Raw genomic sequence first — 24,085 nt, forward strand, 5'->3', positions numbered from 1 at the left:
ATGAGGACGCGAAACACATGGATTTGTCAACTACGCGGGTAAGCGATGAGAGAGTTAACTTCGATGCAGGCCGCCTGTTGGATCGGGCGGGATGCACATGCGGCACTGGGTGGCGTCAGCGCGCACCTGTACGCCGAGTTCGATGGCCGGGCCATCGATGTGGCGCGCCTTGCCGGCGCACTTGAGGAGCTGTACCGGGCGCATCCGATGCTGAGCCTGCGCATCGACGGGCAGGGGCTGCAGACCATCGACGAAGCAAAGCGCGCCCATCTGGAGCTGGAGGATTTCAGCGATCTGGATGGTCCAGCCGTGGAGCGGCGCCTGCTGGAGAAACGTCGCCAGTGGAGCCACCAGCGCCTGGACCTGGGTGCTGGCAAGGGTGCGCGCTTCGGCCTGAGCCTGCTGCCGGGCAATGCCAGCCGGTTGCACGTGGACACCGACATGATCGCGGTGGACCCGTCGAGCTTCCGGGTGCTGATGGAAGACCTGGCCCGCCTGTACGACTCGCCTGGAAGCGTTCTGCCGACCACGCCGAACTACTTCGACTGGCTGGACCAGGTGCGTGCCGATGCCGACCTGCGTGCCGCCCGCAGCCGCGACCGCGCCTGGTGGCGAGCGCGCCTGGCGCAGATCGCCCCGGCGCCCTCGCTGCCCTTGCTCCCTGCGGGGCCGGCACGCAGCGAGCGCTTCGCCGCTCGCCTTGAACCTGCGCAGTATCGTGCCTTGCAGCACGCGGCGCGCGCACAGCGGATCACCTCGTCGGCGTTCATGCTCGGGCTGTTCGCGACCGCCCTGGGTGAGCACACCGGCGATCGGCGCTTGCGCCTGAACGTCCCAGTGTTCTGGCGCGAACCGCTGCTGGAGCCTGTGCAGCGCATCGTTGGCGAGTTCGCCAACCTGGTGCTGGTGGATGTCGACTTCACCGGAGTCGCCAGCCTTGCCGCGCTGTGCCGGGATCTGCATCGGCAACTGCTGGAGCGTCTGGCGCACAGCGCCTATCCGGGCGTGGACCTGATGCGCGACCTGTCGCGCCATCACGGTACGCCGCAACTGGCACCGGTGGTGTTCACCGCAGGCCTGGACCTGCCTGGCGGCGAGCTGTTCTCCGAGCGGGTGAGCGGGGTGTTCGGGCCGATGGACTGGGTGATCTCCCAGGGCCCGCAGGTGGCCCTGGACGCACAGGTGGCGCGGGCCGACGGCGGCCTGCTGATCAATTGGGACGTGCGCCTGGACGCATTGCCCGCTGACTGGGTCCAGGCACTGTTCGAGCGCTTCATCGCCCTGGCTGTGGCGGTGGCTGCCGACACGGGCGCGCTGCACCAGCCATTGGCGATTGCGGCGAGCCGGGATCGACCACTGAACGCTCTGCAACAGGCTTATCTGCTGGGGCGTGGCGAGCATCTGCCGCTGGGCGGCGTGGCCATGCAGGAGTTCCGCGAGTATCGCGGGCGCATGGACCTGGCGCTGCTGCGCAGCCGCCTCACGGACATGGTGCGCCGCCACGACAGCCTGCGCACCCGTATCGATGCCCAGGCATTGACCCAGTCGACAAGCGACCAGGTGCAGGTCAACCTGGAGGTGATCGACCTGCACGGGTTGACGGCCGAGCAGGCCCAGGCGCAGCTTGAGGTCCGTCGCGAGGACTATGCCCATGCGCTGTTCGACCTGGCCGGGCCGCCCTGGAATGTGACCGCCTTCCAGTCGCCACAAGGCGAGTTGGTGGTGTTCGTGCGCTTCGATGCGCTGATTCTCGATGGACGCTCCATCGCTACCTTGATGGTCGAGTTGTTCGACGGTCACTGCCAGCCGCTGACGGCCAGCGAGCCCACGGCGGCTGTCATCGACCAGAGCGAGGTGCGCAAGGCCGATGCCGAGTATTGGAAGGCAAAGCTGGCCGAGGTCGACGGCGCACCAAGGCTGCCGTGGCGCCAAGCCTTGGACAAGGTCGGCGTGGCCCGATACGCCCGCCAGCGTCAGGTAATCTCCGCCCAAGCGTTCAAGGCATTGAGCCGCGCCGGTGCGCGTGAGGGGCTGTTCAAGAACTCGACGATCATGGCCGTGGTGCTGGAAGTGCTCGGCCACTGGCTGGACGAAGGCAGCCTGTGCGTGGCGGTGCCGGTGGCGCCGCCCCAGGACGGCGCATTCGCCAACCGCTCCAGTTTCATCGCCGTCGATTGGCAGCGCGGCCTGCCCAGCCTGGCCGAGCGCGCCAAGCGCCTGCAGGCCGATGTGCTGGAGGGCTTGCAGCATCTGGCGTTCTCCGGCGTGGACCTGGCCCGCCTGCTGTACGACAGCAACGGGCCAGGCCCGGCGCTACCGGTGGTGCTGACCAACGGCCTGTCCTGGCCAGTGGGCGCGGTCGATGGCCCGATGACCCTCAGCGCGGGCCTGACCCAGACGCCGCAGGTGGCCATGGACATCCGATTCTGCAACACCACCGAGGGCGGGCTGGCGTTCGAGATCGACTATGCCCGTGAAGCGGTCGATGGCCGCTGGGTCGGGCAGTTGTTCGCAGCCTTGAACCAGGCGGTGGCGCAATTGGCCGGGCAGGCTGCATTCGAAGTCCACGCACGGCAGTTCATCGACCTTGGCCACTACCGCCTGAACAGCAGCGAGGCGCAGGCCGAGCCGGTCGATTTCCTTGGGCGCATCGCCCACAACCTGTTCGGCCCGGACAATGGACGCATCGCCTTGCTGCATGGCGAGCGGCGTATCAGCTATGCCGAACTGGGGGAGGGTGTGAAGCGCATTGCCGGGGCATTCCAGGCCCGCGGGCTGCGCCCCGGCCAGGTGGTCGCCATTTGCCTGCCACGCGGTCCTGAGCACACCATGACGACCCTGGCCTGCGCCCTGAGCGGGCTGGTCTGGGTACCGATCGACGCGGCGGCGCCCGAGGAGCGCCTGCGCTATCTGCTGGACAACTGCCAGCCGGCACTGGTGGTCGACGCCGTCGCGCCACTGCTGGCCAGCCCTCCGGCAGCCCTGGACCTGACGGGGCTGGCGGCCTTGTCGGCGAGCACCGCGCCGGCCTACTACCTGTACACCTCCGGCACCACCGGCAAGCCCAAGTGCGTGGTGCTGAACAACCGCGCCACCGCCAATGTCATCGGCAGCACCTTGGCGCAGTGGCAGGTCAGCCGCGACGATGTGTTCATCTCGGTGACCCCGCTGCACCACGACATGTCGCTGTTCGACGTGTTCGGCAGCCTGTGCGCCGGGGCGGCGCTGGTACTGCCCGAGGCTGGCGAGGAAAAGGATGCGCTGCGCTGGAACCAGTTGGTCAGGCAGCACGGCGTTAGCCTCTGGTGCTCGGTGCCGGCCATCCTCGAAATGCTCCTGGCCTGCCGTCAGGGTGATGGTCTGCGCAGCCTGCGCCTGCTGGCCCAGGGCGGCGACTACATCAAGCCGGCGGTGATCGCCGAACTACGCGAGCAACTGCCCGAGGCGCGGCTGGTGTCCCTGGGTGGCCCGACCGAGACCACCATCTGGAGCATCTGGCACGAAATCGGTGAACAGGACCGCGCCAGGGTGCCCTATGGCCGGCCACTGCCGGGCAACCGCTACTGGCTGCTGGACGAGCACGGCGCGCATTGCCCGCAGGGCGTCGCCGGGCGTATCCACACCAGTGGGGTGGGCTTGGCCTTGGGCTACCTGGAGGACGGCAAACTGGTGCAGAACGACTTCGTCAATGTGCCCGACGAGCACGGCGCGCCAGTGCGTGCCTTCCGTACCGGTGACCGGGGCCGCTACCGCGAGGACGGCGTGCTGCTGTTCGACAGCCGGGTCAATGGCTATGTGAAGGTGCGTGGCGTGCGCGTGTCGCTGCCGGACATCGAGATCGAGCTGATCCGCCATCCGGCGGTGCAGCAGGTGCTGGTGGTGGATTACGGCGACACGCTACAGGGCGAGGCCTGCATCGGTGCGCTGTATGTAAGGCGCAACGGTGCGCCGCCCGGCGCCGTGGCGTTGCGCGAGCATGCCCGGGCCCTGCTGCCGCAGTCCCACGTGCCCACACGGTTCGTCGAGGTCGACGCCTTGCCGTTGACCGCCAACGGCAAGCCGGACCGCAGGCTCGCCCGCGCCTTGCTTGAAGGTGACACCGAGCAGGCGCCGATACCGGCGGCTGTGCCCAGCGATCCGCAGCGTCATGCCCAGGTGCTGGCGATCTACCAGCAGGTGCTCGGCGCCACACAGCCGGCCAGGGATTTCCTCGCCATGGGCCTGCGGCCGCAGCACCTCAAGCCGCTGGCGGCGCGCCTGGGCGAAGCCTTCGCGGTGCGCCTGTCGCCCGCGCAGTTGCTGCCGTGCCGCACGGTGGAAGAGGTCGAGCGCCTGCTCGTCAGCGCCCCCGTGTGAAACCACCGGCCTGAATCAATCGCCCTGGGCCTGGCCCGGGGCGCCAATCATCGTTCTTGGGAAATCATCGAGCATATGGACATCGCACACCTGGATATCGCCGGCATCGGCATCGGACCGTTCAACCTGGGCCTGGCCGCGCTGCTGTCGCGCCACCCGCACCTGAACTGCGCGTTCCTTGAGCGCAAGGCGCAGTTCCGCTGGCACGAGGGGCTGCTGCTGCCCGGCACCACCTTGCAGGTGCCGTTCCTGGCCGACCTGGTGACCCTGGCCGACCCCTGTCACCCGCTGAGCTACCTCAATTACCTGCACCAGCATGATCGCCTGTTCCAGTTCTACTACTACGACCATTTCCAGGTGCCCCGGCGCGAGTACGACCACTATTGCCGCTGGGCGGCGGGCCAACTGCCGGGCTGTCATTTTGGCGAGGAGGTCACGGGCGTGCGTTACGACAACGCCAGCGAACGCTTCGTCATCGACAGCGTGTCGGTGTCGGGCCTGGAGCGGCGCTACAGCAGTTGCGACCTGGCCATTGGCCTCGGTACCCGGCCATGGTTGCCGGCCTGGGCGCGCACCCGCACCCAGGCGCCGTTGCTGCACTCGGCAGAGTTCGGCAAGCGTCAGGGCGAGCTGGAGCAGTGCCGGCGCGTGGTGGTGGTCGGTTCCGGACAGAGCGCCGCGGAGTGCGTGCTGGCGCTGTTCAACGCGCTGACCCCGGAGCAGGTGGAGGCGGGGGCGTCGATCCACTGGATCACCCGCTCGGGAGGCTTCCACCCCATGGAGTACTCCAAGCTCGGCCAGGAGTGTTTCACGCCGGCGTACATGAACTACTTCCACACCCTGGCGCGGGACAAACGTCGGGAGATCGTCGCCCAGCAGGGCCTGTTGTACAAAGGCATCAGCTTCTCGACCATCGGCGCGATCTACGACCTGATCTACGAACGCTCCATCGGCGGGCGCGAACCTGGGCTGACGCTGTTGTCCAGCTGTGACGTGGAGACGGTCGAGGAGCTGGGCTCGGCGGGGCTGCGCATGACCTTCCGGCACAGCCAGCTGGAGCAACGGGCAACGCTGGAAGCCGACGCGGTTGTCGCGGCGACCGGCTATGCCCATGCCTGGCCGCAATGGTTCGAGCAGCTCAAGGGTTCGGTGCTGGCCACCGACGCGCACGGCGACTGCATCGTCGGCGAGGATTTCACCGCGCAGCGTTGCGATGGCGGCAGTGGCCGGGTGTTCGTGCAGAACGCCGAGATCTTCCAGCATGGTGTCGGCTCGCCGGACCTGGGGCTGGGGCCGGTGCGCAATGCGGTGATCGTCAACCAGTTGCTGGGGCGGGCGCAGTACCGGGTGCCGCAGCGCTCGTCGTTCCAGCGCTATGGGTTGCCGGAGGGGTGATTGGCGTTTGGGCTGCGAGGTGTTCGCCGGGAGGGATGTTGCGCCTATGAAATCGAGCGCCGCCCGCGCGGCGCATCGCTGGCAAGCCAGCTCCCACATCTATTTCGGGCCAGTCTGTCCTGTGAAGTTGTCGCTGTCCGCCTTGGTGCATGTCTTGAGACAAGTGGGACGCCAGTGATGCCCACGCTGAGACCGTGTCGTACCCACAAGGCGTACAGCCGCGGCGGCGCAGGCATAACTGGCCCGAAACAGATGTGGGAGCTGGCTTGCCAGCGATGCGCCGCGCGGGCGGCGCTCGATCTTGAGGGCGCTGAACCTCTTTCGCCAAACACATAGCAGGCGACGCTCAGTCCCAGAAGCGCCGCCCACCTTGAACTACAACACCACCGCAGCCAAAGCCCGCCGGCCGCCATCCACCTCGGCCAACACACCGAACGCCGCCGAAATCATCGCGCACAGGCGCTCGACCTGAGCACCGCTGTAGCGATCGCTGCGGTAGGTGATCACCAGGCGCAGCGAGCGCTGGCCATCGAACACATCCTCCATGATCTCGAACTGCAGGCCGAACATCGACTCGCTCTTGTCCGGGTCGATCTGCTTGTAGCGGATAGCCCGGCCATCGGGTGCCTGCAACGCGCCATTGAGGGCGTTGTTGGCGTGGATCTGCACATACACATCGAACATCAGGCCCTCGGCGGGGGCCATGCCCAGCGCCTGCTGGATGGTCTCCATGGGCACGTCGGCATAGGCCATCGAGTCGTTGATCATCCGCGTCACCTCGCCTAGCAACCCGGCCAGCGACTGTTCGGGGGCGAACTGCACGCGGTGGGCGACCATGGTGGTGAAGTAACCGACGGTGTCGAAATACGCAGGGTCGGTGCGCCCGGACGCCGAGGTGCCGATCACCAGGTCCGAGAGGTTGCCGAGCTTGTGCAGCGACAGGGCGATGGCGGTGTAGATCACGCTGAACAGCGATGACTGATGCAGCCGGGCGCTGGCGCCCAGTTGCTCCAGCATGCCGGGTTCGGGACGCAGCTCCAGCCAGCGCGCACGCGTGGACGCCTGGTCGGCGGGCAGCAGCGTGGCGTCATCGCAGGCGGGCAGGGCGAGACCGCGGGTGGCGTCGCGCAGCAGCTCGGTCCAATACGCCAGGTGGCGCGGGTTCGGGCCCTGGGCACTCTGGGCCAGGGCGAATTCGTGGAAGGTGCGCGCCGCCGCGGGCCATTGCGGCGCCCGGTCCTGGGCGCGGGCCAGGTAGGCCTCGGCCAGTTCGGCCATGATCACGTTCAGCGACCATTCGTCGATGGCCATGTGGTGGACCAGGAACGACAGCACCTGGTGGCCACTGTGCGGGTCACGCAGCATGCGCAACCTGAGTGGCAGTTCGCGGGCCAGGTCGAAGCGGTGCTTCGCCTCGCTGGCCAGGCTCGCGCTGGTGCTTTCGGCGCTGTTCCAGAACCACTTGAAACGGCCCAGCTCGGCCAGCGGCACGATGCGCTGGCAGGCGTCGTCGCCCTCGCCATGGTAGGTGGTGCGCAGGCTGGCATGGCGCTCCAGCAGGTCGGTGAAGGCCTGCTGCAGCAGCGCCTCGTCCACCGGGTCGTGGAAGTCCAGGGCAAAGGGCAGGTTGAAGATAGTGCCGTAGTCGAAGGCCGCACAGGCACGCCACAACGATGCCTGGGCCAGGGCCATCGGCGCCTGCTGGATATCCACGGCCTGATCGCTGGCCTGGCTGGCTTGCCCTTGGCTCAGCTTGGCGCGTGTGGCCAGCGCCGAGGCGCTGGGCGAGGCGAAGAAGTCGCTGAAGCGCAGTTCGATGCCATGCTCGCCCTGCAAGCGCCCGATGATCCGGGTGGCCAGCAGCGAGTGGCCGCCCATGTCGAAGAAGTCATCGTCCAGGGTCATGCCAGGCTCCGCCAATGCCTGGCGGAACGCGTCGAGGATCCGTTGCGCGATGTCCGTCGAAGGCGCCTGCGACAACGGTTCGAGCACCAGTGGCTGGTCGCCGGCCTGGGCGTCATATGCGGCGCGGATGCGTTCGAGCAGGGCTTGCGGCGGCTGACGCAGCACCGCATGGCAGAGCAGACCGAGCGCAGCCTGGTGATCGCCGGCCAGCAGCAGGGCCTCGAACGGCGGCTGCGTGGTGGAATCCCAGGGCGCCGCCTGGCGCGTCCGCAGCAGGGCGTCCATGCCCTCGGCCGCGCTCCGTTCGATACGCAGGCACGGGTACCAGCCGGGTTCCTGGGTCTTGTACAGGTCGCCATCGTCGCTGAAGTGGTAGCGGCAGTTCAGTCCCGGCGTGGCTTCGACCACCGCCTGCACGGCCAGGGCCAGCAGCGACAGGTCGGCCGTGGGCCCAAGGCGCCAGGCGCCCAGTTGCCGGTGCAGCTGCTCGGGTTGCTGTTGCTGGGCGAACCAGGCGAGTTCTTCGTGTTCATCCAGGGCCTGGGGCGAGGGTAGGGTGGTGTTGCGTTCCAACATGGTTAGCTTCCTGCTGTTCGATCGATCAAGGCCCGCGTCGGCCTTCACTGCCATCCGTGGATCGCGGTGAGTGGCCGCGCAGAGGGTTCGCACCACCGGGGTGCATTGCGTGAATCCCGAGGATTCGTTATGGTGAGAAAGATGCAAATAATTATCATCTAGATTGGCGCACGTCAAAGGAAGCCGTCTGGAATGCACCACGCTCAGGGAGAGGTACCGTGGACAACGGAACGTTCGCGCTTCGTCAACAGCTGCAACAGCTGTATCAGGATCATCACGGCTGGTTGTGCGAGCTGCTGCGCCGCAAGCTGGGCAACGCGGTGGACGCGGCGGACCTGGCCCACGATATCTACCTGCACCTGATGAACAAGGGCCAGGTGCCGACGGCGGAACAGTCGCGCTGCCACCTGACGCAGATCGCCAACGGCAAGGTCATCGACCTGTACCGCCGCCGCCAACGTGAAACCCGTTACCTCGAGGACCATGGCCTGCAGCCCGAGCCGCGGGTGCCGTCGGAAGAGGCGCGGGCGCTGGTGGTCGAGGCCCTGGGTGCGATCGACAGCGCCCTGCAACGGCATTCGCCCAAGGCCCGCCAGGCCCTGCTGCTGTGCCGGCTCGACGGCATGGCCCATCGCGCCATCGCCGCCGAGTTGCGGGTGTCGGTGTCCTCGGTCGAGAAGTACATCGCCGCCGGCGTGCGCACCTGCAGGCGCTACCGCATCGGCAGTGGCGCCTGAGCGTGGGCATTTCTTTTTGCGGGTTTGCCCGCCTCGTGCGGAATACAGGTTGAGAAGGACTGGCGGGCTGGGCGCCCAAGTGGCTGCCCGGCCTGCTCCTCGTGCTGAAAAGGAGCATTCATGAGTGTTGAACAAGGGGTGGCGGTGCAGCAGCCCGCCAAGGGGCCGGTCGCCGCAGTGCTGGCGCCGATTCGCGGGCGCTTGATCATCGCCGGGTTGCTCGCCGCGTTGGGCGCCATGCTCAGCCTGGCGCCCCTGGCCGCGATCGCCGAGGTCGCCCGGCTGGCGTTCGCCGAAGGGCAGGGCGTCGCGCAGGCCTGGCCGGTGATCGTGCTGGGGCTGGGCTGCCTGTTCGTCGGCATGGCCCTGATTTCGCTGGGCGACCTGGTGGCCCACCTGGCCGACAACCACATCACCGGCACGCTGCGCCTGGCGATCATCCGCCGCCTGGCACGGGTGCCGCTGGGCTGGTTCACCAGCCGCGCCTCCGGCGAGGTGAAGCAGGCCATGCAGGACGATATCGGCATCCTGCACAGCCTCACCGCGCACTTCTACACCACCCTCGGACGCAGCGCCGGGGCGGTGCTGGCGTCGATCGTCTACCTGTTCGCCATGGACTGGCGCATGGCACTGGTGTCGATGCTGCCGTTCCCGCTGTTCTTCCTGTTCTTCGCCCGTGCCCACCAGGCCAGCGCCCGCAACATGCAGGCGTTCGGCGCCGGCATGGGGCGGATCAACCAGGCGGTGGTCGAGTTCGTCAACGGCATCCCGGTGGTCAAGGCCTTCGGTGGCCAGCGCAAGGCCCATGGCAGCTACCGCGAGGCGGTGGACGCCTTCGCCGCGGCCTTCACCGACTTCACCCGGCCGCTGGTCAGCGCCATGGCCAATGCCAACGCGATGATCGCGCCGGTATCGGTACTGGGCGTGGTACTGGCGTTCGGCACGCTGTTCGTCGGCCTGGGCTGGATCACCCCGGTGCAGGTGCTGCCGTTCGCCCTGGTGGCGCCGGGCATCTGTGCGCCGCTGCTGTTGCTGGCCTATATCACCCACGACCTGAACAACGCCACCGGTGCCGCTCAGCGCGTGCAGGCGCTGCTGAATACGCCGGTGCTGGAGACCGACGGCCAGGGCGCCGGCAAGCTGCCGGCCGATGCACGCATCGAGGTGCAGGGCCTGGGCTATCACTACGACCCGCGCAATCCGGTGCTGAGCGAGGTGTCGTTCACCCTGGAACCGGGCACGGTAACAGCGGTGGTCGGCGCCTCGGGCGCCGGCAAGTCGACCCTGGCGCGCCTGCTGCTGCGCTTCTTCGATCCCAGTGCCGGGCGTATCACCCTGGGCGGCGTCGACCTGCGGCAGATCGACAGCGCGCAACTATACCGACGCATCGGCTTCGTCCTGCAGGACGTGCGCCTGATCCATGCCAGCGTGCACGAGAACATTGCCCTGGGCCGGCCTTCGGCGAGCCAGGAGCAGATCGAGGCGGCGGCGCGGATCGCCAATATCCACGAGCGCATCCTCGCCCAGCCGCGCGGCTACGACGCGGTGATCGGCGAGGACGTGCAGTTCTCCGGCGGCGAACTGCAACGGCTGAGCATTGCCCGCGCGGTGCTGCTCGACCCGCCGGTGCTGGTGCTCGACGAAGCCACTGCGGCGGCCGACGCCGAGAACGAAGTCAAGCTGCAACAGGCGCTGTCGCGCTTCGCCCAGGGGCGCACGCTGCTGGTGATCGCTCATCGCCTGGACACGGTGATGCACGCCGACCAGATCCTGGTGCTGGACCAGGGCACGGTCGCCGAGCGCGGCAATCACGACGAACTGCTGGCCCGTCGCGGCCTGTATGCCCGCTTGTGGGCCGCCGGCGGCTATGCGAAGACGCGGGCGACCGCGCAGGTGGAGGAGCACTGATCATGTTGGGGATTTTCGTTCGACTGCTCGGCGACGACGCCGTGTTCCTGCGCCGTTACATCCGCCTGGCGCTGGTGTATGGCGTGCTGTGCGGGCTGACCATCGTCACCCTGGTGCCGATCCTGCGTCACCTGCTGGGCAACCAGCTGGAGGCCGCCGGCCAGTGGCTGGCACTGCTGGCCCTGGGCGTGGTGGTGTGCTGGTACCTGCGGCGACGGGTGGAGAAGGCCGGCATCGCGGTGGGCATTGCCGTGCTGCGCGGTGGCCGCCAGCGCCTGGGCGAGCATGTCGGCACGCTGCCGGTGGGCTGGTTCAATGCCACCAACACCGCGCGCCTGAGCCATGTCACCACCCAGGGCATGATGGAGATCGCGCAACTGCCGGCCCATGTGTTCACGCCGCTGTTCACCGGGGTGGTGACGCCGCTGGTGATCCTCGTTGCGCTGTTGCTGGTCGACCTGCGCCTGGGCCTGGTGGCCCTGCTCAGCCTGCCGCTGCTGGCCTTGGTGATGCTTGCGACAATGCGCCTTGGCCAGCGCGCCGACCAGCGCTACCAGCGCGACACCGCGCAGACCAGCCAGCGCATGGTCGAGTTCGCCCAGGCGCAGTCGGTGCTGCGCGCCTTCAATGGCGAGCAGGGCGGCACGCGCTTCCTGGAGCAGGCCGTGGCCCAGCAACAACAGGCGGCGCGCAAGCTGATCCAGCTGTCTGCGTTGTCATCGGTGCTCAACGTCTGGGCGGTGCAGGCCAGCTTTGCCGCGTTGCTGGTGGTCGCCACGCTGTGGCTCGGCGAGCAGGCCGGCGCAGGCTTCGACAACGCAACGGTGATCGGCACTCTGGTCGCGCTGGTGCTGGCGACCCGTTTCATCGACCCGCTGCTGGACGTGGCCGGCTACAGCGAGGTGCTACGCGGCACCCGTGGCCAGCTGCAGGCGGTGGCCGAGCTGCTGGCCGTCAAGCCGCTGCCCGAGCCCGCCGCACCGCAGGCGCCGGTCGACGGTTCGGTGCAGCTGGAGCAGGTCGGATTCCGCTACGGCGACGACCAGCCCGAGGTGCTGCGCGAGGTCAGCCTGGACATCGCGCCCGGTAGCATGACAGCGCTGGTCGGCGCGTCGGGGTCGGGCAAGACTACCCTGGTGCGCCTGATCGCCCGTTTCTTCGACGTTACCCACGGCCGGGTCAAGGTTGGCGGGGTGGATGTGCGGCAGATGTCCGCCGAACAGCTGGCCGGGCAGATCAGCCAGATCTTCCAGGACGCCTACCTGTTCCAGGGCAGCATCGCCGACAACATCCGCCTGGGCAAACCCGACGCCAGCGAGGCCGAAGTGCTCGAAGCGGCGCGACTGGCCGGGGTGCAGGAGATCCTCGAACGCCTGCCCGAAGGTTTGCACACGCCGGTGGGCGAGGGCGGTGCACGTCTGTCCGGCGGCGAACGCCAGCGCATCTCGATTGCGCGGGCGCTGATCAAGGACGCGCCGATCCTGCTGATCGACGAGGCCACCGCGGCGCTGGACGCCGAGAACCAGGCGGCCATCGCCGAAGCGCTGGCGCGGTTGCGCGGCAAGCGCACGCTGATTGTCATTGCCCACCAGCTGTCGACGGTGGCCATGGCCGACCAGATCGTGGTGCTGGACGAAGGGCGCATCCGCGAACAGGGCGCCCATGCCCAGCTGGCTGCCGAAGGTGGCTTGTACGCGCACTTCCTCGAGCAGCGCCGGGCCGCCAAAGGCTGGCGCATCGGTGAGGCCGCAGGCGATGGAGTGACCGCTTGAGTCGGGTGCTGCTGCCAACGCTGTTGTTGCTCTTGTGTGGTGCTTCATTGATGGTCGGGGCCAGCCAGATGTCCTGGTCGGCCTTGCTGTCGGCCTCCGACGATGCCTGGCTGACCCTCACCGCCAGCCGCTTGCCACGCCTGGCGGCACTCGTGCTGACGGGTGTCGGCCTGTCGATCTGCGGGGTGATCCTGCAGCAGATCGTGCGTAATCGTTTCGTCGAACCCGCCACCTGTGGCGGGCTGGATGCGGCCAAGCTGGGCATCCTGGTGGCCCTGACCGTGCTGCCGGGAGCCGGGGCTACCGGGCGCATGCTGTTCGCCCTGGTCTTCTGCCTGCTGGCGAGCCTGGTGTACGTGGCGATCATCCGCCGCATCCGCTTCACCAACCTGGTGCTGGTGCCAGTGATCGGCCTGATGTACGGCAGCGTGCTCAGCGCCATTGCCGAGTTCTATGCCTATCGCCACAACATCCTGCAGAGCATGCAGGGCTGGCTGCTGGGTGACTTCTCGCGGGTGATCGAGGGCAACTACGAAATCATCTACCTGATCCTGCCGATCGTCGTGCTCACCTACCTCTACGCCCAGCGCTTTACCGTGCTGGGCATGGGCGAGGGCATGGCTACCAGCCTCGGCCTTAACTACGCGGCCACCGCGATCCTCGGTCTGGTGCTGGTAGCGGTGACCGTGTCGGCCACGGTGATCACCGTGGGCGCGATCCCCTTCGTCGGCCTGGTGGTGCCGAACCTGGTGGCGCTGCGCTACGGCGAGAACCTCAAGCGCACCTTGCCCATCGTCGCCATGTGCGGCGCGGCGTTGCTGCTGGCCTGCGACATACTTGGCCGGTTGTTGATCCACCCCTACGAAGTGCCCATCGGCCTGACCGCCGGCAGTGTCGGCGGTGTGCTGTTCCTGGTGCTGATCCTGTGGAAGTGCAAATGATGCGCCGCGCCGCCTGGTTGTTGCTGCCGGCCCTGGCGCTGGCGTTCCTGTTGCTGGGCTCGGGCCTGGACTTCAGCTACGTGATCCCCAAGCGCCTGGTGCGCCTGGGCGCGATCGTGGTGGCCGGGGTGTGCATCGCCTTGTCCTCGGTGATCTTCCAGACCCTGGCCGGCAACCGGGTGCTGACCCCAGCGATCATGGGCTACGAAGGCATCTACCTGTTGTTCCAGGCCGTGCTGGTGCTGTGGCTGGGCACCGGCAGCGTGGCGCTGCTCGGCGCGCAGGGCAACGCGTTGCTGTCGATCGCGTTGATGCTCGGTTACTCGTGGCTGCTGCAGCGCTGGCTGCTGCGCGAAGGGCGCGGGGATGTCTACCGCCTGCTACTGCTGGGGCTGGTGCTGACCATGGTGCTGGGCACCTTCACCCAGTTCATCCAGCTCAAGACCAGCCCGGGGGAATTCTCCATCCTGCAAGGCTTGGGTTATACCTCGTTCAACCGCGCCCAGCCGGCCCAGGTGCTGTACTCGGGCCTGCTGGTGGCGGCAGTGGCAGTGCTGGTGGCGCGCGGCACACGGGTGCTTGACGTGCTGGCGCTGGGTCGCGACCAAGCCATTGCCCTGGGCCTGGACCATGGGCGCTGCCTGCGCCTGCAGATGGCGCTGATCGCCGTGCTGGTAGCGGTGTCCACCAGCCTGGTGGGGCCAACCGCATTCATGGGGGTGTTCGTCGCCAACATCGCCTATGCCCTGGCGCGCAGCGCCCGGCACCAGGTGACCCTGCCACTGGCCTGCGCCGTGGCCATCGGCATGTTCCTGCTCGCCCAACTGCTGGTCGAGCATCTGTTCAACTACCGGACCAGCGTGAGCATCCTCGTCAACCTGGTGTGCGGCGCGTACTTCCTCGCGCTGATGGTCCGTACCCGAGGCACCCCATGATCACCCTCGAACACCTGCACAAGGCTTATGGCGACAAGACCGTGCTCGAAGACGTGAGCCTGACGTTCCCGGCCGGCCAGGTTACCTCGCTGATCGGCCCCAACGGCGCCGGCAAGAGCACCTTGCTGATGTGCATGGCTCGGCTGCTGCCGGCCAGCCGCGGGCGCATCCTGCTCGACGGCCTGGACATCGGCCGCATCGCCATCGCCGACTACGCCCGCCGCGTGGCCACCCTGCGCCAGGTACTGGACTTCAACCTGCGCCTGACCGTCGAGGAACTGGTCGCCTTCGGCCGCTTTCCCTACAGCCGCGGGCTGCTGACCGCCGACGACCACCAGGTAATCGACGAATCCCTGGATTTCCTGGGGCTGCAAGCGCTGCGCCGCGCCTACCTCGACGAACTCAGCGGCGGCCAGCGGCAGATGGCCTTCCTGGCCATGACCATCGCCCAGCGCACCGACCTGTTGCTGCTCGACGAGCCGCTGAACAACCTCGACATGAAGCACGCGGTGCAGATCATGCAGGCGATCCGCAGGCTCTGCGACGAGCAGGGGCGCACGGTGATCCTGGTGGTGCACGACATCAACTTTGCCGCCAACTATTCCGACCATATCGTCGCCATGAAGCAGAGCGCGGTGCACAGCCATGGGCCGGTCGCCGAGGTGGTCACCGAGGCCAACCTGCGCGCGCTGTTCGGCCTGGCGTTCGAGATCCTGCCGAGCGCGCACGGTTTCGTCTGCAACTACTTCAACCCATCACTATCGAGAGAGCTGGTATGAACGGAATCTGCAAGATACTGCTGGCCGCCGCCGTGGCGGCCACGTTGCCGGGCTGCGACCAGGCCCCGCCGGAGCAGGCGCGCGCCGCCAGCGCCGACTACGCCCCGGTGAAGGTCGAACACGCCCTGGGCACCACACTGGTCGAACACCAGCCGCAGCGCGTGGTGGCCTTCGACATGAGCGAGCTGGACACCCTCGACCAACTCGGCGCGCCGGTGGTAGGCATCGCCAAGGACTATGTCGCGGGCTTCCTGGCCAAGTACCGCGACGACCCCAAGGTGGCCGACGTCGGCACCACCATCCAGCCCAACCTTGAACGCCTGCATGCGCTCAAGCCCGACCTGATCCTGATCTCGCCGCTGCAGGCGCAGAGCTACCAGGAGCTGAGCCAGATCGCCCCGACGGTGCACTACGACATCGACATGGACAACCGCCAGGGCAATGTCATCGACACCGCCAAGCAGCACCTGCTGACTGTCGGGCACATTCTCGGCAAGGAAGACTTGGCCCGGGAAACCGCCGCGCGCATCGATGCCAAGGTGGCCCAGGTGCGCAAGGTGACCGACGGGCGCCCGGAAAAGGCGCTGGTGGTGCTGCACAACAACGGCGCGTTCACCGCCTACGGTGTGCGTTCGCGCTACGGCTTCATCTTCGACACCCTCGGGGTCAAGCCGGCCAGCGACGACATGCAGGCCGGCCTGCACGGCCAGCCGATCTCCAACGAGTTCATCCACCAGGCCGACCCGGACATCCTCTATGTGATCGACCGCACCGCGGTGATGGAGCGCCGGGCGGCGCTGGACCGCGAGACCCTGGACAACCCGCTGCTGCGCCAGACCAAGGCGTGGAAGAGTGGCCATGTGGTGTTCGTCGATCCGCAGACCTGGTACCTGTGCACCGCCAGCGTGACCTGCCTGGAGCGGGTGGCGGACGAGGTGGTGAAGGGGTATCAGCGCTGACTTCCTGAAAGGGGGCTGCTGCGCAGCCCATTCGCCGGCAAGCCGGCTCCCACGGAAACTGCAGCCAGGCGCGATTCCTGTGGGAGCCGGCTTGCCGGCGATGAGGCCGGTACAGATGTGAAACCGATAGTGGCCATTTGAGTGTAATTTCTGTTGAGGGATTCGCCGATTCGTACGGAATGACTAATGAGAAACATTACCATTCTGTCCCGAAAGGAATCCCTCATGCCTCCACTGCAACATCCCCAGGCCCCGAAACTGCCCCGCAGGGCCTTGCGCATGGCCGTGCTGCTGGGCATGGCCGCCATCGCCGGCAATGCCTTCGCGCAACCGCCACGCAGCACCACCTCGGCGCAGCAGCAGCCCCCCGATGTGAAGGAAGAGGGCCTGACCCTGCCGGAAACCCTGGTGCAGGAAACCCGTGACGCCCTCGGTGCCCCGCCACCGGAATATGCCGGGGGCCAGGTCGGCTCGGGCAGCCGGGTAGGGCTGATGGGCAACAAGGACTTCAGCGAAACCCCGTTCAACGCCATCAGCTACACCAAGGAATACATCGAGAACCGCCAGGCCCAGGACATCGGCGCGGTGATCGGTGCCACCGATCCTTCGGTCTATGTGCCGAGCAAGCGCGGCATCTTCGAGACCTTCTTCATTCGCGGCCTGTACAGTACCGGCAACGACATTACCTTCAACGGCCTGCCGAGCATGGCGCCGAACATGCGCGGCTCCACCGAGCTTGCCGAGCGCATCGAAGTGCTCAAGGGCCCGTCGGCGCTGCTCAACGGCATGCCGCCAGACGGCAGCGTCGGCGGCAGCATCAATATCGTGCCCAAGCGTGCCGGCGACGAGCCCCTGGCCCGGTTGACCGCCTCCTACGAGTCCGATGGCCTGGCTGGCATGCATGCCGATATCGGCCGCCGCTTCGGCGACCAGAAGCAGTTCGGCGTGCGCTTCAATGGCGTCTACCGCGACGGCGACACCCCGGTGGACGACCAGCAGCACCGCATGCAGCTGTCGTCCCTGGCCCTGGACTGGCGCGGCGAGCGGGCGAGGGCGTCGCTGGACTACTACCACCAGCGCGAACGCATGGACGGGGTCAACTATTTCGGCATCGCCTCGATCAGCCCCGGCGTGACCCACCTGCCCAAGGCCAAGAAGGGCGATCACTCGCTGGCACCGGAGTGGGGCTACACCGTCAACGACACCGACACCGTGGTGCTGCGCGGCGAGTACGACCTCAACGACTCGCTCACCGCGTTCGCCGGCTGGGGCCATCGGGAAGGGGGCTACAACGCGCTGATGACCAGCGGCATGCTGCTCAATGATGCTGGCGACATCTCTGCTACACCGATCCGCTCTGCCCGCGATGGCGAGCAGAAGTCCGGCGAGGTCGGCCTGCGCGGGCGCTTCGCCACCGGCCCGGTCGACCATGCCTGGTCGCTGGCGGCCACCCGCTACGACTCCGAGAACAGTTTCAAGGACAAGCGCCTGTCGTCGAACATCCGCACCAACTATTACAACCTGGACTATGGCCCGCGCCCGGAGATCGGCGAGTACGGCAATGTCACCTCGCGTATGCGCGCCCGGCTGAGCAGCGAAGCCTTGCTCGACACGATGTCGTTCCTCGATGACAAGGTGCAGTGGACCGTCGGTGCACGCCACCAGAACGTGCGCGCGTCGAACTACAACGGCAACCACCAGCGTACTTCCAAGCCCTACGATGAAAGCCGGGTTTCGCCGGCCACAGCCTTGCTGGTAAAGGTCACCGACGAGCTGTCGCTGTACGGCAACTACATCGAAGGCCTGAGCCAGGGCGGCATCGCCCCGGACAACGCGCGCAACGCCGGCGCGATCATGGCGCCGTACCAGACCAAGCAGTACGAACTGGGCGCCAAGCTCGACCTGGGCACCTTCGCGCACACGGTCAGTGTCTACCAGGTGAAAAAGCCCAGCGCCTATACCGATCCGCTCACGCAGATCTACGGCGTGTACGGCGAGCAGCGCAACCGTGGCCTGGAGTGGTCGTTCTTCGGCGAGCTCGAACCGGGCCTGCGCCTGCTGGGCGGTGCGTCCTACACCAAGGCTGAGCTGACCCAATCGATACGCAAGGAAAACGAAGGCAACCAGGCCACCGGCGTGCCCAAGGTGCTGGCCAAGCTCGGCGTCGAGTACGACCTGCGCGAGATGCCCGGGCTGACCCTGACCGGCAACGCCAACTATGCCGGCCGGCGCTACGCCACCGATGCCAACAACCTGTCGCTGCCGTCCTACACGATTTTCGATCTCGGGGCCCGGTATACCCTGAAGGTCTCGGACAAGCCGGTCACCTTGCGTGCCACCGTGCAGAACGTCACCAACAAGGCCTACTGGATCGGCTCGTGGAACGGCGGCGACGGCAGCGGCCTGTCCGGAGGGCTGGGCACGCCGCGGTCGTTGTTGTTCTCCACCTCGGTGGATTTCTAGCCAACCCCACACTGGCTGCGTGAGAGCGGCGGCGAGCCGATGCGACTTGCCCCGCGACCACCAGCGCAGCCGGTGCCAGACTCACAGCGCATCCGGAAACTCCTCGCGCAGGCTGCCACCCAGCCAATCCATGAACCACAACGCATCGGCACTCGGCGGCTGAGTCGGCGTCAGCAACTGGTAGCTCTCCAGCGCCACGGCCTGTTCCACGCAACGCACCAGGCTGCCTTCGCGCAGTTCACGTCCGACCAGCACTTCGGTGGCCAGGGCGATGCCGTGGCCGCGCTGGGCCAGGTTCAGCACGATATCGTTGCTGATATGCGAGGTATCGGCCTTGACCCGCACCCTGAGGCCATTGGCCGCGAACCAGCTGTTCCACCAGGTGCCGTCATCGACATGGATCAGCCGCAAGGCGGGCAGGTCGGCAGCGCTCAGCCCTGCGGGCAACTGCGCCAGGTAGCTCGGCGCGCATACCGCGAACACCTTCGGGCGGATCAACACCTCGCGTACACCGTTCAGCTCACCCGGCAGGCCGAAGGCGATGCCCAGGTCCGCCTGGCGGGCATCCACGCTGGTGAACGTGGCATTGGGCTCGATGGCGATCCTCAGGTCCGGGCGCAGGCTGCGCAAGGTGTCGATGCGCGGTGTCAGCCAGCGTGAGGCGAACGCCGGCACGCAGAGGATCCGTAGCCAGCGCTCGTCTCCCCGTTGCGCCAGGCGTGCACCGGCATCGGCAAGGATCTGCAGTGCTTCGGCTGCGGCCTTGTAGTAATGGGCGCCGGGCAGGGTGAGGGTCACGCCGCGGGGGGAGCGCTCGAGCAGGCGCACGCCCAGCCAGGCCTCGAGGTTCTTCACATGCCGACCGATCGCCGGCTGGGTCACGTGCAACGCCTGGGAGGCCGCGACATAACTACCCAGGCGGGCGGCGGCCTCGAAAGCACGCACGGCGTTGAGCGGGGGCAGTCGGTCTTCGGCCATGGGCACTCTCCTGGCTGTTAGTTTTTTTAATAGTGAAGGCAAATTTATTGTGCTTTTCCCGCCCGCTCAAGTTGTCGACACTCGGGACGGCGTATTTCCGCGCTTTACGAGGAGCCCTCCGATGCGGCCAACAACAATAAATAAGTCGTTCAACGGTCTTTCCATCCTGGCCCTGACGCTCGCCGCCCTGGCCGGTGCGGCGCAGGCGGCCGACAACAAGGGGGCCTGCGGCGTGCCAGAGCTTGAACCCTGCCCGCAGCCCTTCGACAAGGTGCTGCCGGCTGCCAGGGATATGCTCACCTGGGACCAGGACACCCGGGTCGTGGGCTTTCGCAACACCTACCGCCTCTACGGTGGCGATGTCTTCGCCCCGAACGGCGCCACGCCATTTCCCTTGCCGCCGGCCAGCCACACGCTGACTGACGTGCAGTATCAGTTGGGCGGCAAGACGCACAACCTGGCGCAATACCTGGCCAACCAGAGCGTGACCGGCCTGCTGGTGCTCAAGGACGGCAAGATCGCCTACGAGTACTACGGCAAGGGCAACACGCCGCAGACCTTGTGGACGTCCCGCTCGGTGGCCAAGTCGGTGGTCAGCGTGCTGGTCGGCATCGCTGTCAAGGAAGGCAAGATCCAGTCGCTGGACGACAGAATCAGCCGCTATGTTCCCGAACTGGAGGGTTCCGAATGGCAGGACGTAACCTTGCACCAGCTGTTGCAACACACCTCGGGCGTAATCTGGGACGAGAACTACGCCTCCAAGGATTCGGACTTTTCGCACATGACCCAGTGCGAGGCCACCGCCGATCCCTATCACTGCGTGCTCGAACTGGTGAGGTCGGTCAAGCGCAAGCCCGGGGTCAAGCCGGGTGAGGTCTGGTCGTACAACACCGGTGGCGCCTGGCTGGTCGGTCGGGTGCTGGAGAATGCCACCGGCATGACCATTGCCAAGTACCTGCAGAGCCGCGTGTGGAGCCGCTACGGCATGCAACAGGCCGGGGTCTGGCATGCGCTGGTGCCCGGCAAGGTGGACATGGGCGGCCACGGCTTCAATGCCACGTTGCGTGACTGGGGGCGGTTCGGCCAGTTCGTGCTGAGTGGCGGACAATTGCCAACGGGCGACAAGCTGCTCCCGGACGACTGGATCGCGCGCTCCACCCACTGGACCCAGGCCAAGGGCTCAGTGACGGCCGCCGCACCCAAGGGTCAGTACGGCTACCAGTGGTGGTACAACGCGCCGGCCCCAGACAGCGATGCCGAACCCAAGCGCACCGCCACCAGCGGCCAGACGTTCTGGGCGCTGGGCATCTTCGGCCAGAGCATCGCCATCAACCCGGCGGAGCGTCTGGTAGTGGTGCAGTGGTCGACCTGGAAGAACGCCGAGAGCCCCGGCTCGCTGTATGACGAGCAGGCGGTATTCGTCAACGCGGTGGGCAAGGCGTTGAGCCTGTAGCGCCGGGCGAGAGCAGGGCGCTGGAAAGCGCCTGCCCAATCACACGCGAAACCGCGACACGCTCGCCTGCATGCCCTGGGCAATCTCGCCCAGGCGTTGCGCCGCCGAGGCCAGCTGCCGCGTGGTGTCGGTACTGTCCCGCGACATGCGGGCGATCAGCTCGACCTGCTGGGCGACATCCTGGCTGGCCCGGGTCTGCTCACCGATGGTCTGCGAGATTTCTTCGACCACCGACGCGGCGCGGCGGGCGCCTTCACGAATCTGCTGGATCGAGTCGCCGGCCTGGGTGGCCAGCTCCACGCCGGCGCGGACCCGGGTGACACCGGTCTGCATGCTGTCGACGGCGTTGCCCGTGCTTTGCCGGATACGTTCGATCATGCCGGTGATCTCCCGGGTCGATTGCGCCGTGCGCCCGGCCAGGCCCCGCACTTCGTCGGCGACCACGGCAAACCCGCGCCCGGCCTCGCCGGCACGGGCGGCTTCGATGGCCGCGTTCAAGGCCAGCAGGTTGGTCTGCTCGGCGATGGTGTTGATCACCTGGATGATCGAATGGATTTCTTCTGAGCTTTGCCCCAGCACAGTGATAGTTTCAGAGGAACGGTTGACCGCTTCGTCGATCCCCTGCATGCCGCCAACCACGTTGAGGATGACCTCGCCGCCGTCGCTGGCCAGGCGCTCGGACTGCCCGGAGATGGCCTGCGCATCGCGGGCGTGGTCGGCGATCCGCGCCAGGCTGGCGATCATCTGCTCGGTGGCCGAGGCCATGCTCACGGCGCTGTCGGACTGCTGGCTGGTACGCTGCACCAGGCTACTGGAGGCCTGGCCCAGTTCATCGGCCACTTCGCGCAGCAGCAGGTTCTCTTCATGGATGGCCTTGATCATATTGCCCAGGCTGTCACGCATGTCCGCCAGCGAACGCAACAGATGCCCGGTTTCGTCACGGTCGTGGACCTCGATCGCGGTGGTGAGGTCGCCCTGGGCGATACGCTCGGCAACCGCCATGGTCTGGCTCAATGGCCGCAGGATCGAGCGCAGCAGCAGGAAGGTGCACAGCACCAATGCCAGGGTCGCCAGGATCATCCCGGCCACCAGCACGCTGATGCCCTGATGCAGGGTGGCGGTGCTCTGTTCGCGGCTCTTGTCGGCATTGCCGGCGATCAAGTCGCTGAGGGTGCTGTTGCGCTGCTCCAGCTCCTTGAAGGCGGCGACGAAGGCCGGTAGCTGCGCCTGGGCCTGTTCAGGCGACTGCAATGCCAACTGAATGATCGAGGTGGCGCTGGCGATGTAGTGGTCGAGGAGGGGGCCCAGGTCGTTGATGGCCTGGTGCAGGTCAGTGTCCAGAGGCAGTTCCAGGTTGCTTTGCACGACGCTGCGGAACCACTTGGCGTGCTCGTCGAGGTCGGCCAGCACCTGGTTGGCGGTGTCGGTATCGCCCGGCTTGACCAGCAGGGCGGCCAGCACATCGGCGCGCAGCGCATCGTGCATCATGTCGCCTTCCATATGATTGCGCAGGGCCGCCATGCTGGCCTCGCTACGTTGCAACGCCTGGTTCTGGTCATGCTCGGCGAGCAGGCCGCTACCGCCGAGCAACAGGGCGGCGAGGATGCTGACCAGACCGAACCCGATGGTTTTCTGGCGAATGTCCATTTTCGAACAGGCTCCGTGGGGTGGGTTTGGTGAGCATAGATGGTTGGAGGTATTTCGCTGGCCGGAACAGGTCTGTGGAGGAGGGTAGGCAGTAGGCTCATGTCACGGCTTCAGAATTTCCTGATTCATGCATATAACTCAACTAAATGTTTATTTAGTTGAGTTATGCTTTATGGTTATTAAAAGCTGAGCAGGGCGCAGGGACGTGTTGCAGGAGTCTATCAAGCGTGTGAAGTTTTCGCCCAACTCGCTTACCTTGGCAAAAACATCAAAGGAATGAGACACCTTCATGCGTCGATTCGCCGTGTTACCGCTGTTGCTTGCCCCCATGATCGCCTGGGGCGATTGCACGCAGCACCTGCAAACCTGGGCCCAGGACCTGCATCCAACCTTGGAGCTCGCCACCGAGTTTGTGGTCTGCAAGGTCAATCCCGCAGACGCCAGTCAGGTGCTGGCAGTCTTGCCTTTGATGGTGAACGTCGATGAATACGGGCAAGGCGATTACGGCCTGGATGTGCTGGTGGCCGATGCCGTCAGCGGCAAGGTCATAGCCCACAGTTACCAGGAGGCTGCGATCGCTTCCGACGCGGTGCGGTTTTCAGGCCTGACGCTGGACACCGCACGTTACCAGGTCGCGCCCGGACTGCGGGCATTTGGCGTGCGCATCAGTCATACAGGCTCGTCACGGGTCAATCCGTTCGGCAGCGAAACCCTGAATCTCTACGTAACCGACGGTTCGCAGTTGCGGCAGATCATGGGGCAGTTGGTGGTCAGCGAGAGCAATGGCGAATGGGACGGTGTCTGCGCCGGTGAATTCGGCGAGACGAAGCGGACCCTGGCGATTGGCAAACCTGGCAAGGATGGATTCAGCCGATTGCGGGTTACCGAGGTTTCGACTGGCAGGCAGGCCGTTCTCAAGGGCGAGGATGACTGTGAAGAAATGGAGGTCAAGTCGAGGACAAAGACGTTCAGCCTGGATTATGACGGCGGTCGGTATGGAGTACCGAAGGAATTGACGTACCAGTGAGCTGGACTGGCAATGGGGCTTTGATGGAGGCTGAAATCTGGCCTCCCTTGTCAGGCCCCCGAAAAAATGCGCCTTCCGCAACCACCTGAATGTGATGGTGTTTTTTTCGCATCTGCCAATAGATGCGCTTTTTTCGAAGGTTAATAAGCAAGAAAGCGCGTTTTCTGGCGGGTAAACAAAAAAGGCGCATTTATTGGCGGGTAAAGGTAACGATCAGCTCTAGCGAGCCTGATACACAGCTTGTGTCATCCAAT

15 protein-coding genes and 1 pseudogene are annotated in these 24,085 nt (G+C 66.3%); 12 read left to right on the forward strand and 4 right to left on the reverse strand.

Going from position 1 to position 24,085, the window contains the following annotated elements:
• The first annotated feature begins 63 nt into the window (after positions 1–63).
• Together LOY42_RS12720 and basC are read left to right on the forward strand one after the other, a co-directional pair.
• On the forward strand, positions 64–4,356 hold the full coding sequence (locus LOY42_RS12720; protein WP_258600927.1) for an amino acid adenylation domain-containing protein: 4,293 nt from the start codon (positions 64–66) through the stop codon (positions 4,354–4,356).
• 75 nt (positions 4,357–4,431) lie between these two features.
• Positions 4,432–5,751 carry a putative histamine N-monooxygenase gene (gene basC / locus LOY42_RS12725; protein WP_258600929.1) on the forward strand — a complete coding sequence of 440 codons (1,320 nt, stop codon included), beginning with the start codon at positions 4,432–4,434 and terminating at the stop codon, positions 5,749–5,751.
• 375 nt (positions 5,752–6,126) lie between these two features.
• Here the strand turns inward: basC and LOY42_RS12730 are convergent, their stop codons facing one another.
• On the reverse strand, positions 6,127–8,232 hold the full coding sequence (locus tag LOY42_RS12730) for a condensation domain-containing protein (RefSeq protein ID WP_258600938.1): 2,106 nt from the start codon (positions 8,230–8,232) through the stop codon (positions 6,127–6,129).
• Positions 8,233–8,450: 218 nt separating this feature from the next.
• Here LOY42_RS12730 and LOY42_RS12735 point away from each other — a divergent pair, with 218 nt between their 5' ends.
• The 8 genes from LOY42_RS12735 to LOY42_RS12770 all read left to right on the forward strand — a co-directional run bounded on the left by LOY42_RS12735 (position 8,451) and on the right by LOY42_RS12770 (position 18,726).
• Entirely contained in the window at positions 8,451–8,969 is a 519-nt protein-coding gene (locus tag LOY42_RS12735) for a sigma-70 family RNA polymerase sigma factor (protein ID WP_046855607.1), read from the forward strand.
• 120 nt (positions 8,970–9,089) lie between these two features.
• Entirely contained in the window at positions 9,090–10,877 is a 1,788-nt protein-coding gene (locus tag LOY42_RS12740) for an ABC transporter ATP-binding protein (protein WP_258600942.1), read from the forward strand.
• Between the two features lie 2 nt (positions 10,878–10,879).
• Positions 10,880–12,649, forward strand: a complete 1,770-nt coding sequence (locus LOY42_RS12745) for an ABC transporter ATP-binding protein (protein ID WP_258600944.1) — start codon at positions 10,880–10,882, stop codon at positions 12,647–12,649.
• 50 nt (positions 12,650–12,699) lie between these two features.
• Positions 12,700–13,590 carry an ABC transporter permease gene (locus LOY42_RS12750; RefSeq protein ID WP_232967933.1) on the forward strand — a complete coding sequence of 297 codons (891 nt, stop codon included), beginning with the start codon at positions 12,700–12,702 and terminating at the stop codon, positions 13,588–13,590.
• Positions 13,590–14,525 (forward strand): iron chelate uptake ABC transporter family permease subunit, encoded by a 936-nt coding sequence (locus LOY42_RS12755; RefSeq protein WP_102682064.1) that lies wholly within the window; start codon positions 13,590–13,592, stop codon positions 14,523–14,525. The genes LOY42_RS12750 and LOY42_RS12755 overlap by 1 nt, the downstream gene beginning before the upstream one ends.
• Positions 14,522–15,304: an ABC transporter ATP-binding protein gene (locus LOY42_RS12760; protein WP_139671015.1), complete on the forward strand. Its 783-nt coding sequence runs from the start codon at positions 14,522–14,524 to the stop codon at positions 15,302–15,304. The genes LOY42_RS12755 and LOY42_RS12760 overlap by 4 nt, the downstream gene beginning before the upstream one ends.
• On the forward strand, positions 15,301–16,263 hold the full coding sequence (locus LOY42_RS12765; RefSeq protein WP_258600946.1) for a siderophore ABC transporter substrate-binding protein: 963 nt from the start codon (positions 15,301–15,303) through the stop codon (positions 16,261–16,263). Before LOY42_RS12760 ends, LOY42_RS12765 begins: the two co-directional genes overlap by 4 nt.
• A 225-nt stretch (positions 16,264–16,488) precedes the next feature.
• Positions 16,489–18,726: a TonB-dependent siderophore receptor gene (locus LOY42_RS12770; RefSeq protein WP_139671011.1), complete on the forward strand. Its 2,238-nt coding sequence runs from the start codon at positions 16,489–16,491 to the stop codon at positions 18,724–18,726.
• Positions 18,727–18,807: 81 nt separating this feature from the next.
• Here LOY42_RS12770 and LOY42_RS12775 read toward each other — a convergent pair whose 3' ends face one another.
• A complete protein-coding gene (locus LOY42_RS12775; RefSeq protein WP_111532852.1) occupies positions 18,808–19,704 on the reverse strand; it encodes a LysR substrate-binding domain-containing protein in 897 nt (298 codons plus the stop codon).
• A gap of 121 nt (positions 19,705–19,825) precedes the next feature.
• Between LOY42_RS12775 and LOY42_RS12780 the strand changes: the two genes are divergently transcribed.
• The gene (locus tag LOY42_RS12780; protein ID WP_139671007.1) at positions 19,826–21,157 is read left to right on the forward strand and encodes a serine hydrolase; all 1,332 of its coding nucleotides are present in this window, start codon (positions 19,826–19,828) and stop codon (positions 21,155–21,157) included.
• A 39-nt stretch (positions 21,158–21,196) separates the two neighbouring features.
• Here LOY42_RS12780 and LOY42_RS26615 read toward each other — a convergent pair whose 3' ends face one another.
• The gene (locus LOY42_RS26615) at positions 21,197–22,060 is read right to left on the reverse strand and encodes a methyl-accepting chemotaxis protein (RefSeq protein WP_408981081.1); all 864 of its coding nucleotides are present in this window, start codon (positions 22,058–22,060) and stop codon (positions 21,197–21,199) included.
• A gap of 45 nt (positions 22,061–22,105) precedes the next feature.
• Positions 22,106–22,804 (reverse strand): annotated as a pseudogene (locus tag LOY42_RS26620) (HAMP domain-containing protein); the annotation flags it as partial.
• 289 nt (positions 22,805–23,093) lie between these two features.
• On the opposite strand from LOY42_RS26620, the gene LOY42_RS12790 reads away from it, so the two are divergent.
• Entirely contained in the window at positions 23,094–23,831 is a 738-nt protein-coding gene (locus LOY42_RS12790; RefSeq protein WP_258600951.1) for a hypothetical protein, read from the forward strand.
• Positions 23,832–24,085 lie beyond the last annotated feature (254 nt).

The sequence above is a fragment of the Pseudomonas sp. B21-023 genome, from assembly GCF_024749165.1.
In the GTDB taxonomy this organism is placed as follows: Bacteria; Pseudomonadota; Gammaproteobacteria; order Pseudomonadales; family Pseudomonadaceae; genus Aquipseudomonas.